We start from the raw sequence: 14,337 nt of genomic DNA on the forward strand, positions 1-14,337 counted from the left end.
GTCCCGTCAGTGCAGCCCGCCAGCAGGTGCACCGGCATCTGCGGCGCTACATGAACTGGATACCCGCCGAGTACATCGATGCGATGGCGCCGGCTACCGGGTTTGCCGGCAGTGAGGAGGAGCTGGTCGCGGTGCTGCGCAAGTTCGAAGCCGTCGGCACCGACGAAATCCAGCTCATCCCAACCAGTTCCGATCTCGCGCAACTTCAACGGGTGAAAGACGTCGTCGTCGCGATCTAGGACAGTAAGCGGCTATCGAAGCCCTATGCCTCGCCCAACGCCGTCGGGCGAGATACTGAACCGATGTCTGAGCGCAACGTATTGGGCGGGCCGCTGGAACCATGCGGCAGTGATCCGCTCACCGGCTTCTACCGCGACGGTTGCTGTTCGACCGGGCCGGAGGATCTGGGTTTGCACACGATCTGCGCCGTGGTGACCGCCGAGTTCCTTGAGCACCAACGGTCGATTGGAAACGACCTGTCAACGCCCAGGCCGCAGTTGCGCTTTCCCGGCCTGGTACCCGGAGACCGGTGGTGCGTCACCGCCGGGAACTGGCTCTTGGCCCACCGCGACGGCTGCGCCGCGCCCGTGGTGCTGGCGTCCACTCACGAACGCACCCTCGACGTGGTACCTCTCGAGGCGCTGCGAGAACACGCCGTCGACGTACCCGACGACTTAGGCAGCCTGTAGCGCCTTGACGCTGCGCACCTTAAGCACCGCACCCCGCTGGAAGATATAACCTTCCGCCATGATGCGCGTCGCGATCGTCGGTGGTGGTGCCGCGGGCGTGCTCGCCGCGGTACATCTCCGCCGGCGCAAACCAGATGCGCAGATCACCCTGATCGACGCTTCCGGTCGTCCTGGCACCGGCGCGGCGTATCGCACCGACGACCCGACCCACTTGCTCAACGTTCCCGCGCAACGCATGTCCGCATGGCCAGACGATCCCGATCACTTCTGCCGTTGGCTCGATGAACGAGCTGTCACCTCAGCGGACAGCTTCGCGCCGCGTCTTGCGTACGGCCGCTACCTGCGCGAACAACTCGCGGCCGCCGACATCCGGATCGAGACCGCCGAGGTTGTCGGGTTGGCGCCGGGCCTACCCGTGCACCTGGCCCTGCACGACGGGCGTTCGGTATCGGCCGACACCGTTGTGCTCGCGTGTGGGCGCCCCGAGGGGGGTATGCCCGAATCGTTGGAACGTGCCTTCGCCCCGGTGTTGGCGGCAGGCGCCGACGGCAAGGTCGTGGTGGATCCATGGGCGCCCGGCGCGCTCGCCGCCCTTGGGGCGCGTCGGCCCGCAAACGTCTTGGTGATCGGTTCGGGACTCACGGGCGTCGATGTCGCGCTGCACCTCATTGCGCGCGGCGCCACGGTCACGCTGCTGTCGCGTCAAGGCACGCTTCCGCGGCGATTCCGCGCTACAGGCGCGCCGACAGAGTTGCCTAACCTTGACGCACTCGCTGCCGAGGTCTCGCTTGAGCAAATGCGCACCGCGCTGGCTGCGGATCTCGCGCACGCGCGCGAAACCGGTTCGAACTGGCGACAAGTGATCGACGCACTGCGGCCGCGGACCGCCCGACTGTGGCGCTCATTGGGGTGGGAGGACCAGCGCCGGTTCCTGCGCGAGGACCTGCGGCAGTGGGACGTCCTGCGCCACCGCATGCCGCCCGCGATTGCCGACGCGATTCATGCCGCGATCGACAGTGGCCAACTGGTCATCGAGGCGGGCGAGGTCGCCGACGTCTCGCTGCACGGCAACGGCGTGGAACTCGTTGTGACAACGAGCGACGGGTCAGTGCGCCGGCGCGGCGACGCGGTTGTCGTCGCTACGGGTGCGACGTGGGATCGGCGGTCCCTGCACCGCTCCGCGCTCTGGGCGAACCTGTTGGCCACAAACGTGGCGTCGTTGCACCCGAGCGGCGTGGGCGTGCGACTCGATCCGGACGGCTACCTCATCGACGAGGCCGGGGGCACGGTCCCGGACATCGTTTGTCTCGGCTCGATCCGCCAAGGCGAGGAGTGGGAGACCACTGCGATTCCCGAGATCCGTGCCCAAGCGGCTGCTATCGCGGAGTTGCTGGCCGACGACACGCGCGAACGTCCAGTGCGAGCACCCAGTCTCGTCACGACTGCACCGGAATTGAGTGGTGCGCCTGCTTTCTATGCCGAGGGTGTGCGTCGCCTACTCGCCGTCCAAGACGGCGCATCGGTCGCCTTCGCTGCCGCGGTCGCGGACGATCCGCAGCACGCGCGTGCGCACGTCGCGCTCGCGATGATTGCCACGGAACGGCCTGACCGCGCAGGCGGCCCGGACGCGGTCGCCGGCCATCTCGCTCGAGCGCGCGCGGCGCTTGGACAAGGGAGCGACGAAGACCGCAGCCACGTCGAGGCCATCGCTACGTGGTGCGAGAAGGGAAACGCGGCGGGCACCGACGCATTAATCGACCATCTCGACCGCGTACCGAACGACGCGGTCGCATTGCTTGTGCTCGCGCCGTCGATTGCGTTCGCGGGGGCCGGCGACGCGTTGCCGGACGCGTGGCAGTACGTCGAGCGCTTCACAGGTGTGCACGGCGAGGCGCCATGGTATCTCGGCTTGCGCGCCTACGGCCGAACGGAGCAGGGCCTCTGGTACGACGCAGCCGACCTGGCTGACGCCGCCCTCGAACTCGATCCAGGCAACGGCAACGCCGCACATGCGTTGACGCACGTGCACTACGAGACGGACGCGCATGGAGCCGGGCTGAAATGGCTGACGGACTGGATCCCGAGCGACGGCAGCACGCAGCGCTACCTGCCGCATTTTCAGTGGCATGCCGCGCTGCACGAGCTCGCGATGGGAGACGCGGCGGCCGCGGCGCGTCGGTACGCCGCGTTTCTTGCGCCGCCCCGGTCGAAGGACGTGCGCTGTCTGGTTGATGCCGGTTCGCTCGCATGGCGGGCGCGGCTGCATCCGGACTGGGTGACGCCACCCGATCCGATGCCGTTGCTCGCCGAGGTCGGCTCGCTTGCGTATGCGCCGCAAACGCCGTTTATCGCGTTCCACGCGCTGCTGGTACTGGCCGCAGCGAATGATCCGGCCGCGATACGGGCGATCGATGTTCCAGGCGCGACCGATGCGCAGGCAACGACGTTGCGGCTCATCGGAGAGGGTCTCATTGCGTTGACGCAGGGTGAGCCGCGCGCCGCGCTCGACTATCTCCTCGAATCGCTCGCGGGGCTTCCGTCGATTGGCGGTAGTCGGGTGCAACAAGAAGTGGTGCTCGAAACGGCGTTGGCCGCGATGCTCCAACTCGGTGCACCGGGTCAAGCGGCGCGGCTGTTGTCGCGACATCGCGCTGCGCCCGGGCCGCAAGTGACCCGCGGTGCCGTGAACTGACCCGGCGAACCAACGAAGATCACCGACTCCGGGGTGCGGTTGTGCGCCGGATGAATTCGACTCCACTGCGGCGAGATTCGATGGAGCCCGGCATCCGACCGGTAGACCGATCCTGACCGCTGCGATACCATCCCGGTGCGGCACTTCCAGCTATCGCACTGACAAGGAAGAGTCAATGACTGAGGATGCGGCGCGGTTTGGTGATCCGCGCATACCTTCTGAAACGATCACCTCGAAGTCGCACCTGTTCCATCTCGACGCCCTGGCCCCCACCACGTACGACGGGGGGACACAGCAGCAGGCGCACGAAGATAACTTTCCGATACTCACGGGTCAGCAGGCCAGCATCCAGCTGATCACGTTGCAGCCCGGAGCTATTCGCGAGCCGCATTGGCATCCCAGCGCGTGGGAGATCAACCTGGTCACCAACGGAGTCGCGACCTGGGTCCTCGTCGACGGGAACGGCAACCACGAGAGTTTCGACGCCCACGTCGACGACATCGTGTTTGCGCCGCAGGGTTCCTTCCACTATTTCGAGAATCGTGGCACGGGAAATCTGGAAGTGCTGATCATTCAGAACACCAGTGCATCTGAAGACAAAGACAACATCGGGGTAGGCGAGTCCGTAAGTAAGCTTCCGCCCACAGTTTTGTCGGCTGTTTTCGGCGTTCCCGCAGAGACGTTCAACTCCTTCAAAAAGTTCGACAACGCAGTCACCATCCTGCGATCACACAAATAAAGACGGCGAGGATAGGGATGCCGATTAATCGTCGCAAGGTCTTGGGTGGAGCGGGCCTGGCCGCCGGGGCAGCCGCTACCGGTGTAGGCGTTGACCGTTTTGTCGCCGGCTATCGCACTGATCGTGAAGAGCCAATCAGCGATGATGCGGCACGGTTTGGTGATCCCCGCATACCCGCTGAGACGATCACCTCGAAGTCGCACCTGTTCCATCTCGGCGATTCGCCCGTCAACAGGTATGACGGGGGCTTTTTTCAGCAGGCGGACGAAGAGAACTTCCCGATACTCAGGGGTCAAGCGGCCAGCATCGTGAAGCTCACGCTGGTGCCCGGAGGTATCCGCGAGCCCCACTGGCACCCGAGCGCGTGGGAGATCAACATCGTCACCAGCGGAGTCGCGGCCTGGGTTGTCGTCGACGGAAACGGCAACCACGAGAGCTTCGACCAAAATGTCGGCGACGTCGTGTTCGCACCCCAGGGTTCCTTCCACTACTTCGAGAACCGGGGCCCGGGCGACATGAAAATAGTGATCATCCAGAACACCAGTGCGCCTGAATCCAAGGACAACATCGGCATAGGCGAGTCTCTCAGCAAGCTTCCACCCCGGGTGTTGTCCGCCGTCTTCGGCGTTCCCGCAGACACGTTCAAGCCCTTCAAAAAGTTCGACAGCGCGATCGTCATCCTGAAATCGCATTGAAACTGACTGCGCGACTCCTCTTTACGACCAGGTGGTAGTGCCAACGCCAGCAGCGGACGCGGTGAGGTTGCCCGCAACCTCGGTATCAGCCACGACCAACGCAGTCGCCCGGCTGCGAATGTCTGCGGCGAAAACTTGGGCCTGGGCTTGACGAGCGGCCAGCTCGGCGGTTGTGCGGCTCGGTTGAGTATCGGTGACCGACAGGTCCTCCCCGACGGTGAAACCGGCGTTGTCAGCGTCCTCGGCCGTGTAGAGAACCCGATCGCGTAGGCGCTCCAACTCGCCGGCCTGTTGGCGGGCGATGCGTGAGGTACTGCGCAGTTGCTCGGCGTGGTTGCTGGCAACGGTGTAATCGGATGCTGTGCGCGCCCGCAACGCATCCCCGCCGACACCCTGCCAGTCCAGCGCATGGGCCTGGTTGCGGACCTGCCAGTGGGCATCCTCCCACTGGTCGGCCAGGCGATCCCAATACTCGGCGGCCTCGACCAGGTGATTGGTGGTGTAAGCCTCAACCTGGCTGAGCGTAGGGATCATACGACCCCTCCGCTTCCAAATTCTTTGGGCGGCTGGTCAATTGGCACCGGCACTGATGCAGTCGGTCCAGGCGTCGGTGCAGTATCAGCCGATACCGGCACCGCGGGAGCATGAGAGGGGCCGCCGGCATGAGTCAGCGTGCCGGTTAGGTTGCTGACGAGGGAACTTGAGGTCGACGCCGCCGCACTGCTGACACTCCCGAGCACCCCGGTGACGGAGTTGAGGCTTCCTATGGACCCGGAGACCACGCCGGCGATATTCGAGATCGGGGATGTGATCGCGCCGATCAGGTCTTTGAATTCGCCTGCTTCCAGCGTCGCCTCGTGGTTTGGATACACGTTGGCGGCATCGTAGGACGCTGCGGCGGTCTCACCAATGCGTGTCTGGAACGCCGCCGTGGCGGCGGCCGCCTGGCTATGGATTCCGTCAGTCGCGGCCTCGCTCGGCCAGGTCCGGGCAAGGTTGACCGGTGGGGTATCGCCCGCACCCAGACCGGCGCTGATCATCTGCCAACGAGTGGCCGCGGCGCCCAACTCATCCGGGTTAACGCGTAGGTCTTTCTGCATCGATCCTCGCTTTCAATCGGGTTGACCTCAGGGCGCGTCTGTTGACGAAGCGTAACGACCAGGCAGAAGGGCGCAAGTCACCCAATTCTGCTGCGGTAGGCACGGTGCAGGCCGTTTCTCGAGCGTCCGGCGTAAGAAGTACGTAATCCGGGTGTAGACAACGGGATTGGCGCCACCTGCGACGCCGCCGCGGCGAAGCGGTGGGACCAGGTAAACCACTGCGTGGTTTCCCCCGGTGCAGGTAACCACCTGAGGCGCGCCTTCTAGATCAAAAGCGTTGAACAACAATGTCTCTCGGCGGGTTACGCGGATCTGGTTGATGTTGTCGAGCGTTAATGTGCGGTTGGTATTTTCTTTATTCGCATTTCACTAATTGCCGCTCGCGCGCCTAGCAATATGCGCGGGACCGGCGCATATCGTGGGAGTGTGCGCGGTGACGGTAACGGGTGGGTGGTTTCGGCCACGGGTAATCGCTATTGGGGCCGGCATGGGGCTGCTGGGCTCCTACTGCGCGCCCCGGCACCCGACGGTTCGTGCGCCGTCTTGCTTCAGCGGCGGTCGATATGGAGCCACCAGGGTGGCACGTGGGGGCTGCCGGGCGGGGCCAGGGACAGCCACGAGACCTACGAGCAGGCCGCGATCCGCGAGACCTACGAAGAAACCGGCGTCCGCCCCGATCAGATCGAACTACGCGCCTCGGTGGTCACCGCGGTGCCGTTCGGCACCCATTGGACATACACCACTGTCATCGCCGACGCCGCCGAGCTGCTGCCGGTGGTGGGCTGTGCGGAAAGCGCTGAGCTGCGCTGGGTTAACGAGGATCAGGTAGGTGGCCTGCGTTTGCATCCCGGCCTGGCCAATAGCTGGCAAAAGCTTCGCGGGATGCTGACGCTCACCACGACGTGACCGCGAATCCGCGGCGAGCCAGTCGTCGCCGTTATTGTCGGTTGCCGCCACCGCAGTTGGGATTCGAGGGCTTCGACGACCATGCGCAGGCACTGACGTCGGTAGTGCTACCGGTGCCTCCGCCGCTAAACACGCCGTAGGTGTCGCCCTGGGTCCCGGTGTAGGTGGCGCCGCCGGCTCCTCCCCAGCCTCCTGATGCCACGACGGTCACCGCCCAACCCTTACCTTCGAGCGCGGTCTTGAACGCGTCCAGAACGCCGGTCGCCGATCCGTTGACCAGGAAGTGCATATGGATGCCGTTGTCTGGAATGGAGGTGGGTCCGTCGGTGCGTTGAGTGTTCGCCGGTGTGGGTATCAGCGATTGCAGTTGCGTTGCCATGGCTTGTGACGTTGTCGTGGTCGCCGAATGAGGAGAACTGTGGCACGCCGACGCAACCAAACCCATCGCCATCGCCGCGGCTACCAACGCGTAAGTGTTGCGCCCCATTGCGCCTCCTTAGCTTCATGCGCACCGTACCAACGGGGTTGACCCGCTCAGGCCAAAACGGTCGAATAACAGGTGCCGAATGCGGACAGCGCTGATGAGTCGTCAAAATGCCAGGTCCGCAACATAATTCAACAGCCGAGCGCCAGTGACAACTAGGTCAGGCAACGCGATCTGTCGACGGCTACGAACATCACTTCCAGAACCTGATGCCGCTACTGACCGCAGCTGCCTGGTGGTGCCGGTAACGGCCCGCGCACTTGCGGCACAAGACCGGCGAAGGGACCCGGCGGGGGAGCGGGCACGAGGCACTGCACCACCACGAAGGAGGTCGACGTGCCGCGCTGTGTAGCGTGCCAGTACGAGCCGTCCGGGTAGGGCACGCCGTCGCAAGCGGGCCCGAGGGACGATGGGTCTGGCGTCACGCCACCCGGGCAGTAATGGGCACCCAAGTCGGGTTTGTGGGGATCAGGGTCGGCGTGGGCTGCCGGCGCGGCCAGCATGGCGATGGCGATCAGCGCCATGGTCATCACGTGCTTCATGGTCGGAATCATGCTATGGATCCGTTGATCTTGCCGTCTTGGGTCACCCCAGTCATCGTGGCCACACCTGATCGACCATGAAACGCTCGGCGTTATGGATCGCTGCCTGTGAATGTGTTGCCGCATTGCTTGGACCTTTCTGGGGCGGCCCTTTACTGGTATTTAGCTTAGGTAACCTCAGTAATCCTTAGGTTCTTTTTAGGTTCAGGACACCAAGCGACAAGGGGTCTGATGATCAGCAACTGCCGTACCGCTCATCGTGTCCGGCAGTGGAGTGTCGGTGTGGGATTGGCGGGTGCCGCCGCCGTGACTGGCGGGATGATCGCCGCTGCTGCCTGAACGTGGGGGATTCGGTGAGGCACTCCATCGCGATGCTGTTGGACCTGATCAAGATCTCGCGGCGCTACGAATCGTCGATCCTGCGCGAACGCAGCGCCGCTCGCGCGACCGTCACGGGGTGGTTAAGCAGAGTCATGATCCGACCCGTCGGGGTGTTGGGTTCGCGAGCGACACCGAGCTGGATGAACAGCGAGAGGCGGTCGTAGTAGACGCGTTCGCTAACGAGGTCGGGGCCATCGAACTGGAAGATCAACAACATCGGCCATTCGAGGCGGCGGCCGGTCGGCGGCAGGCCGCGAAAGGGTCCGCGGTGGGTGCCCGTCACGCACGTCTCAGTCATCACGCGGTCACCGTGGTGACACAGTGAGCCGGGCTTGATATCGAAGTGCATGTCTGGAAGAGCGGTGAAGAGTTCACGGTAGCTCGCGGCGACCGCGTCAGGACCGTCGGCGACCTCCCCGGGCAATTCCGTTCGCGCGGCACCGGGTTTGAATGTCGCGAGCGTCGCCGCGACGTCTTGCCGATTTTCTGCTTCGAGATGCGCTAGGACGGTTTGCTCGCGCGATTGCCGCAGGCCCGCATCCACCTCGGCTGCCTCGGTCATATCGCTCCCTCGCTTGAGGCCGATCTGCGCCAACGGAAGTGTAATAGATGGAGGAGGGAGTCGACGAGCGTCGAGGCGCGCCGCCACCGACGTCGATGATGTTGTCGCGGGGCCGAGACCGATCGTCTTTCCATGATCAATTTCGGTCCGTGTTGGGACGACTGGACACCACCAGTTCGATGAGACTTGTGTCATCCTCGTGTCACTGAGCGTGTTTTCGGCTCTGGCCGGGCCGCCGGTGATTCTGGCGAAAATACTGGTCAGGATGGTGCCCCCGGCAGGATTCGAACCTGCGGCCTTCTGCTCCGGAGGCAGACGCTCTATCCCCTGAGCTACGGGGGCGCAGCCGTCCACGGGATGCCAACGCCGGGAACCGGAACATGGTGCCTCACTTACGATTTCAGGCCAAAAGGTCCATTGCAGTCCAAACCCGTCCATAGGGGTATGGCCGGCGAGTTTTGGATGACGTGTGACACCGTCGTGACACTCGCAGCAGCTTCTATGCGTGACCTGGACACCATCGACTCCGAACTGCGGCTACTTGCCGCCTTCAGATCTGCGCTTCTGCCCTTAGCATGGTGACGGTTTGTTTCAGGACCACCCTGGCGTCGAAAACTCTCGGAATTGACCCCGCCCTTCAGAAGTGAGCCTGCCAGGCCCTCAGAGCGCCGGTGAGCGAGTCCCGTCAGTTGGTGGGCTGTAGTCGCTTTCGGTCTCGCAGCTGCTCGGTGAAGTAGTGGCTTTTGCCTCGGCCTGTGGTTTTGGCCTCGTACATGGCGGTGTCGGCGTCGCGCAGGATCTCTGCCGTGCCGCGCGGGTCGCTGTTGTCGATCACAACGATTCCGATACTGGCCCCGATGCGGAGTGTCACGCCCTCGATGACGACCGGTTCCGACAGGGTCGCGTGGAGTCTGTCGGCGAGTGCGTCGAGGTCGGGGCGAGTGATCTGGCCGATGAGCAGGGCGAGGAATTCGTCGCCGCCAAGCCGGGCGACCACGTCGTCGGATCGGACGGCGCGGCAGAGACGTTGTGCCGCGCTCCGTAGCACGTCATCCCCGGCGTCGTGGCCGAGCGAATCGTTGATCGTCTTGAGATTGTCCAGATCGATGAACAGGACCGCCGCCAAGACGTGGTGGCCAACGGATTCGAGTGCGTCGGTGACCAGGGTGACCACGTGGGCGCGGTTGGGCAGCCCGGTCAGCGAGTCGTGTGTGGCCTCGTAGGCGAGCCGTTCGCTGGCGGTGCGTTGTGCGGTGATGTCGGTGAGCGAGATGAGCACCGCTGAATGCTGGAGATCGTCCGGGTTCAGCAGGCGATAGCTTGCACACAGCCATACCCGCTGTCCATCGGCGCGATCGACGCCGAACACGTAATCACTGATTGGGGTTCCGGTCTGCCGGATCTGGGTGAGCGGATGCCGGTCCACACCGACGAGGTGGCCGTCGGTGTCGTAGATGGGAAAGTCGAGGGCTCTGTTGGCTGGCCGATTTTTCAGAACCTCTGGCCTGGTGCCAAATATTCGGTCGGCCGCCGGGTTCGCGGATTCCACGCGGCCGTCGCCGCCGACGACCGCGACCCCGTAGTCGAGTGAGTTCACCAGGGTTTGGAAGTGTTCGGCGCGGCGCAGGGCGGTCTGGTCCCGCTGCTCGACAACATCTGCCTGCATCTTCCGACTATCGGAGGCCCGATGAGCCTTTATCCATCGAGCTAGGGCCTCGAACCCCTGGCGGGCGATCATCGATTCGATGGTCAATCCCTACGCGCCGGCCAAAATCAAGGGGAGGACGGGGAGGTACAAAAGACCCATGTCGGCTCTAGCCGCGGGAGCGTTAGCCAGTCCGATCAGCGCGGCCGCGAAAGCAGCGCCGACAGCCGCGCCGAGGGCGAGCGTTATTCGGCGAGGGTCCATCATGGGCTCCAATTTCACGTTGTGACCCGGCTCACATGAGACGACGGCATCGAGCTTAACTCGACATGAGTGAAATATGTGAAAATCCTGACAAACTTTAGGGTCAGGCGTCAGTCGCGCGACCGGCAGACCATCGACAGCGAGCGCGGCGGCTGGTTGCCGTTCGCCTCCGCACGTCCAAAACCATATGGATGACGACGAACGCCGAGCCCTAGTCGCCCAAGGACTCGACCCGGACGACCCCGCGGCGATGGACCCTGTCCGATGGGAACTCTCGCTCGGATCTTGAGTCAGCGGACCCGCCCGACAGGAGTCCGTGCACCGTGTCCAGGGCACCGCAAAGGCTACAAACTCACATAGGTGAGGCCATCCGGATTCTAGGACCGCAGCAACCCGGAATGTCCAGCGGGATAAGGGATATCAAGTCCCACGGCCAAGACCCCGACGGTGATATCGTGGGCGGCAAGCGCCGCGCGGTGCGCGGCGCCGTCGATCCCGTAGGCACCGCCGGTGGCCACCGAGTATCCCGGCCGCATCGAAATTTTTAGGCAGGCCAGCCGCACTCGCCATGGCTTGCGTCCCGTGTGAACCAAACGACAAAGGAGAGCCGCACACCTGACTCGATGGCCATAACTTGGTGTTGGTGTTTGCGACCGCTCGGGAACGAGACGAACAGCCCGCAGGACGGGCGGATCGTTCGGCCGATCTCTGGCAGAACAAGCTCACCGCCTCGAAAGTCCACTCCGGCGGAATTCAGGTACAGCAGACTCACGTGGGTGCGCCACGGTGTGTGGTTGTCTTCCCAACCGGTCGGCGTCAGCCGCTCGGCATCTGCGTGCAGGGGATGGGAATCTCCCGTCCTCATCTGCGAGAACATCGTAAATTCGGGCAGTATGTCCTCGGCGGCGAAGCCATCCCTGGTGCTGCGGACAATACGTGAATGCATCGTTTCGATGACTTGCGACGCCGAGCTGCCCACGGCCCGCAGAATTCCCTTGGCGGGCATCTCCGTACGTAACGGCAGCTTCCGCGCTTCCAGAGAATTGTTATCCGCCTCGTGGGCGGCGATGGCCGCGTCGAACACCTCACGAAGCGCCAACACTTCTTCGGGCTGCGCGAACTCACGAACGACGATTACATCCTGGTCCAGAACCGGCCCCGGGAATCCCATCGCCAACTCAGCCTTGAGCACGCTTTTGTCGAAGCGAACGGTTAGTCCTTGTCGAGTTGCACTGTTCCGGCGATGTCACGGCTCGAGCTTGGTGCGGATCGCCTTGAGGTCGTTCGAATTCTGGTCGACCTGCCGACCCAGTTTGAGAACCTCGGCCATCACGTCCTCGAGGCGGACACCGCCTCCGTGAAAACTGTCCGGCCCGGGCGGTGGCGGCGGCGGAGGAGGGGTGCCCCCCGGCGGCAGGCCGCCGTCGTCGTCAAACCGGAAATTACGAAGGATGTCAATGAGATCCTGTGGTCTCTGTTGGAGGTCCAACGTCGGTCCATACTTTGCGATTACACGCTTTACGATCTCGCTGTCATCAGCCATGTCGACCCTTCTGCCGATGTGAGAATGCAATAGGTACTGACTTGCGAACCCTAGCGCGCCCATACCGCGGCGTAACCGGTTTTCACGGCTCGACTGAGCGAACGGAAGATTGCCGCGACCAAGTAGTGAGAATTGTCTTTGTGCCGCAGTGCACAGGTGTGGACGCATGCCGCTTGGTCGAGTCGATGGAGCCGTCCGGCGACAGGTTATTCCACACCAGCAACCGCCCGGGTTGCGCGTCGACCAACAGATCCAGGTCGGGGAAATACGTCGCGCCGCCCTGCTGAGGCGTATCGAGGAACAACACCACCGTGAGCACGCGTTCGCCGGCAGGGTCGGATCCGAAAAGGCCCGCATCATGGTGTAAGCCAAACCGCTCACCTGGGCCGTAGCGGACCGCCTGCCACGTTTCAAGGCGTGTCGGATCAACCCGCAGCTCCGAGCACAGGCGCGTCTCGATGCGGAGTAGGTGATACATGAGCGCAGCATTGAACCAGCATTGCCCGGACGTCTGGCTTGTTCTGCTAGCGCTTACGAACGACTCGAGACCGCCGGACTGGCCCGCGCGCACCACCTGGCTTCGTCGCCACCACACGAACTTGAGCTCATAGAGGATCTCTTCGGTTTCTGCGGCGTCTAAATAGCCGTCACTCCACGCCATGCCGGTGCGGTCTAGGTCTAGGCGGAGGCTCATCGCGCCGCTACCAAATCCTGCATGATGAACTGCTCATAGTCGGTCACGGAGCGCGCCGTGCCCCGGAGGTGCGCAAGCTCGGGGCGAGCGTTAAATAACAGCCGCAGTCGTGCCAAGGTGCGGCGGTGCGCTTCACCCCACTCGGCGTGCTCGTCCCAATGAGGTACTCGTGATGACCGCGAATAAGCATGCCACCCAAGGACCCGATGCGGATGAAACATGTCCCATCCGAAGGTGTATGCACGAAGCCCCAGGGCAACTTCGTCGCCGAAGAAGTAAAGGTGCGGGTCGTGAGGCACCTCGCGGTTGAACGCTCCGTCGGTGAATGCAAAATGCAGCGAGAAGTACTCTCCCACCACGGGTCCCTCCAACGCCGACCACTCGTGAAGCGGGTGACTCGTCAAGCGAGTCAATACGCCCTCGTCACGGGATAGCGGGTAGATCTTGTACGGTTGGTTTCCCCATGACCCCCGACTCTGTCCGGGTACGTATGCCGGCAGGTAGGAAGTGAGAATTGGTTTCGCTACACCACGGCGACGTAAAGCCTCCAGCATGCCGATCACTGTTGTGTCCCAATGCTTCACAAAGCGCATATGTGAGTCCAAGAGCAGGGTGTAGTCCTCCCCGTCGGCCAATTCCTGAATCTGGTGACGTGCCCAGTTCGGCCCGGCGCTCACAGCGGCTGCGGCTTCGACGATCGTTAAGCCGGGCAGATCGCGGACGTCTCTCAAATCCGGGTCATCGGGCTCACGCTGCCACAAAACGACCGTTCTGAGCCTCGCCGGAAACGCCGCTTTGCGGTAAAGGCTCCACAGAGTCGGTTCAAGTTCCCGATCGCGATACGCCGGAATCTGCACGAAGATGCGCGGAGTTCGCGGCGCGCCCATGCCGGTTAGCGTAATCGTCGGCATCCCCGCGGCTAACAACAGTTTTGGATTTCTTATCGGCAGTTTGCGAAGGAATCCGCCAGCCCTCTGTTCGGTCCTTCACTATGGGGCCGGTGCGCCCAGTATTTCCGGGGAGGACCGGGGCAAGAACCATTAGGTCGGTCGCCACCAGGCATCACCTTCCGCTATCGAACCGCGCCTGCTGGTCGCCGTGCGCCGCAGCTGCCAAGAAATCGACGGCCGCATACTCGCAGGATGAGACGCTGCGCGATGCCGGGAAGAGTTTGGGGGGAGTTGTGACATCGTCGTGACGCTGAGGCTATTTTCGAGTCTGGCCGGGCCGGATCATTCAGCGAAAGTACTGGTAGAGGCTGTGCCCCCGGCAGGATTCGAACCTGCGGCCTTCTGCTCCGGAGGCAGACGCTCTATCCCCTGAGCTACGGGGGCGCACGCGAGAAATGCTGCGCCAACGGGCCACGACAGACTAACGCATCACGGCGGCCGGCTGGGCACC

General features: G+C 63.5%; 15 protein-coding genes, 2 tRNA genes and 2 pseudogenes. 6 read left to right on the top strand and 13 right to left on the bottom strand.

Translation table 11 applies throughout. From position 1 onward, the window contains the following. The 5 genes and pseudogenes from VNW74_RS08550 to VNW74_RS08570 form a co-directional block, all read left to right on the top strand. Nucleotides 1-239 (top strand): annotated as a pseudogene (locus tag VNW74_RS08550) (LLM class flavin-dependent oxidoreductase); the annotation flags it as partial. Between the two features lie 63 nt (nt 240-302). After that, on the top strand, nt 303-689 hold the full coding sequence (locus VNW74_RS08555; protein WP_325676173.1) for a DUF2237 domain-containing protein: 387 nt from the start codon (nt 303-305) through the stop codon (nt 687-689). A 58-nt stretch (nt 690-747) separates the two neighbouring features. Beyond that, on the top strand, nt 748-3,381 hold the full coding sequence (locus tag VNW74_RS08560) for an FAD/NAD(P)-binding protein (protein ID WP_325676174.1): 2,634 nt from the start codon (nt 748-750) through the stop codon (nt 3,379-3,381). 175 nt (nt 3,382-3,556) lie between these two features. Then, the gene (locus VNW74_RS08565; RefSeq protein WP_414686630.1) at nt 3,557-4,120 is read left to right on the top strand and encodes a cupin domain-containing protein; all 564 of its coding nucleotides are present in this window, start codon (nt 3,557-3,559) and stop codon (nt 4,118-4,120) included. Between the two features lie 17 nt (nt 4,121-4,137). Next, nucleotides 4,138-4,815: a cupin domain-containing protein gene (locus VNW74_RS08570; RefSeq protein ID WP_325676175.1), complete on the top strand. Its 678-nt coding sequence runs from the start codon at nt 4,138-4,140 to the stop codon at nt 4,813-4,815. A 21-nt stretch (nt 4,816-4,836) separates the two neighbouring features. Here VNW74_RS08570 and VNW74_RS08575 read toward each other — a convergent pair whose 3' ends face one another. Then, a complete protein-coding gene (locus tag VNW74_RS08575) occupies nt 4,837-5,349 on the bottom strand; it encodes a hypothetical protein (protein WP_325676176.1) in 513 nt (170 codons plus the stop codon). Further along, on the bottom strand, nt 5,346-5,915 hold the full coding sequence (locus VNW74_RS08580) for a hypothetical protein (RefSeq protein WP_325676177.1): 570 nt from the start codon (nt 5,913-5,915) through the stop codon (nt 5,346-5,348). Before VNW74_RS08580 ends, VNW74_RS08575 begins: the two co-directional genes overlap by 4 nt. A gap of 426 nt (nt 5,916-6,341) precedes the next feature. Here VNW74_RS08580 and VNW74_RS08585 point away from each other — a divergent pair, with 426 nt between their 5' ends. Further along, nucleotides 6,342-6,821 (top strand): NUDIX hydrolase, encoded by a 480-nt coding sequence (locus VNW74_RS08585; protein WP_325676178.1) that lies wholly within the window; start codon nt 6,342-6,344, stop codon nt 6,819-6,821. A gap of 31 nt (nt 6,822-6,852) precedes the next feature. On the opposite strand, the gene VNW74_RS08590 is transcribed toward VNW74_RS08585, so the two are convergent. From VNW74_RS08590 to VNW74_RS08640, 11 genes and pseudogenes are all read right to left on the bottom strand, one after another. Beyond that, entirely contained in the window at nt 6,853-7,308 is a 456-nt protein-coding gene (locus VNW74_RS08590; protein ID WP_325676179.1) for a hypothetical protein, read from the bottom strand. 212 nt (nt 7,309-7,520) lie between these two features. Then, nucleotides 7,521-7,847 (bottom strand): hypothetical protein, encoded by a 327-nt coding sequence (locus tag VNW74_RS08595; RefSeq protein WP_325676180.1) that lies wholly within the window; start codon nt 7,845-7,847, stop codon nt 7,521-7,523. A gap of 403 nt (nt 7,848-8,250) precedes the next feature. Next, nucleotides 8,251-8,790, bottom strand: a complete 540-nt coding sequence (locus VNW74_RS08600; protein ID WP_325676181.1) for an ester cyclase — start codon at nt 8,788-8,790, stop codon at nt 8,251-8,253. A 266-nt stretch (nt 8,791-9,056) separates the two neighbouring features. Further along, a tRNA-Arg gene (locus VNW74_RS08605) sits at nt 9,057-9,132 on the bottom strand. Between the two features lie 343 nt (nt 9,133-9,475). Further along, nucleotides 9,476-10,456, bottom strand: coding sequence for a diguanylate cyclase domain-containing protein (locus tag VNW74_RS08610; RefSeq protein ID WP_325676182.1), 981 nt, complete (start codon nt 10,454-10,456; stop codon nt 9,476-9,478). A gap of 629 nt (nt 10,457-11,085) precedes the next feature. Continuing rightward, nucleotides 11,086-11,220: pseudogene (locus VNW74_RS08615) on the bottom strand (DNA-processing protein DprA); the annotation flags it as partial. A gap of 23 nt (nt 11,221-11,243) precedes the next feature. Further along, nucleotides 11,244-11,870: a 2OG-Fe(II) oxygenase gene (locus tag VNW74_RS08620; protein ID WP_325676186.1), complete on the bottom strand. Its 627-nt coding sequence runs from the start codon at nt 11,868-11,870 to the stop codon at nt 11,244-11,246. A gap of 75 nt (nt 11,871-11,945) precedes the next feature. Continuing rightward, the gene (locus VNW74_RS08625) at nt 11,946-12,188 is read right to left on the bottom strand and encodes a hypothetical protein (RefSeq protein ID WP_325676183.1); all 243 of its coding nucleotides are present in this window, start codon (nt 12,186-12,188) and stop codon (nt 11,946-11,948) included. A 136-nt stretch (nt 12,189-12,324) separates the two neighbouring features. Then, a complete protein-coding gene (locus VNW74_RS08630) occupies nt 12,325-12,936 on the bottom strand; it encodes a 2OG-Fe(II) oxygenase (protein ID WP_325676184.1) in 612 nt (203 codons plus the stop codon). Next, nucleotides 12,933-13,823, bottom strand: a complete 891-nt coding sequence (locus VNW74_RS08635) for a GlcNAc-transferase family protein (RefSeq protein ID WP_325676185.1) — start codon at nt 13,821-13,823, stop codon at nt 12,933-12,935. The genes VNW74_RS08630 and VNW74_RS08635 overlap by 4 nt, the downstream gene beginning before the upstream one ends. 374 nt (nt 13,824-14,197) lie before the next feature. Further along, nucleotides 14,198-14,270: transfer RNA gene (locus VNW74_RS08640), tRNA-Arg, on the bottom strand. Between the last annotated feature and the right edge of the window lie 67 nt (nt 14,271-14,337).

The organism is Mycobacterium sp. (genome assembly GCF_035570115.1).
GTDB lineage: Bacteria > Actinomycetota > Actinomycetes > Mycobacteriales > Mycobacteriaceae > Mycobacterium.

Bases quoted from the DNA above. Each gene is read 5' to 3' on its own strand.
- VNW74_RS08555 (WP_325676173.1), top strand. From the start codon at position 303: ATGTCTGAGCGCAACGTATTGGGCGGGCCGCTGGAACCATGCGGCAGT.
- VNW74_RS08560 (WP_325676174.1), top strand. From the start codon at position 748: ATGATGCGCGTCGCGATCGTCGGTGGTGGTGCCGCGGGCGTGCTCGCC.
- VNW74_RS08565 (WP_414686630.1), top strand. From the start codon at position 3,557: ATGACTGAGGATGCGGCGCGGTTTGGTGATCCGCGCATACCTTCTGAA.
- VNW74_RS08570 (WP_325676175.1), top strand. From the start codon at position 4,138: ATGCCGATTAATCGTCGCAAGGTCTTGGGTGGAGCGGGCCTGGCCGCC.
- VNW74_RS08575 (WP_325676176.1), bottom strand. From the start codon at position 5,349: ATGATCCCTACGCTCAGCCAGGTTGAGGCTTACACCACCAATCACCTG.
- VNW74_RS08580 (WP_325676177.1), bottom strand. From the start codon at position 5,915: ATGCAGAAAGACCTACGCGTTAACCCGGATGAGTTGGGCGCCGCGGCC.
- VNW74_RS08590 (WP_325676179.1), bottom strand. From the start codon at position 7,308: ATGGGGCGCAACACTTACGCGTTGGTAGCCGCGGCGATGGCGATGGGT.
- VNW74_RS08595 (WP_325676180.1), bottom strand. From the start codon at position 7,847: ATGAAGCACGTGATGACCATGGCGCTGATCGCCATCGCCATGCTGGCC.
- VNW74_RS08600 (WP_325676181.1), bottom strand. From the start codon at position 8,790: ATGACCGAGGCAGCCGAGGTGGATGCGGGCCTGCGGCAATCGCGCGAG.
- VNW74_RS08610 (WP_325676182.1), bottom strand. From the start codon at position 10,456: ATGCAGGCAGATGTTGTCGAGCAGCGGGACCAGACCGCCCTGCGCCGC.
- VNW74_RS08620 (WP_325676186.1), bottom strand. From the start codon at position 11,870: ATGGGATTCCCGGGGCCGGTTCTGGACCAGGATGTAATCGTCGTTCGT.
- VNW74_RS08630 (WP_325676184.1), bottom strand. From the start codon at position 12,936: ATGAGCCTCCGCCTAGACCTAGACCGCACCGGCATGGCGTGGAGTGAC.
- VNW74_RS08635 (WP_325676185.1), bottom strand. From the start codon at position 13,823: ATGGGCGCGCCGCGAACTCCGCGCATCTTCGTGCAGATTCCGGCGTAT.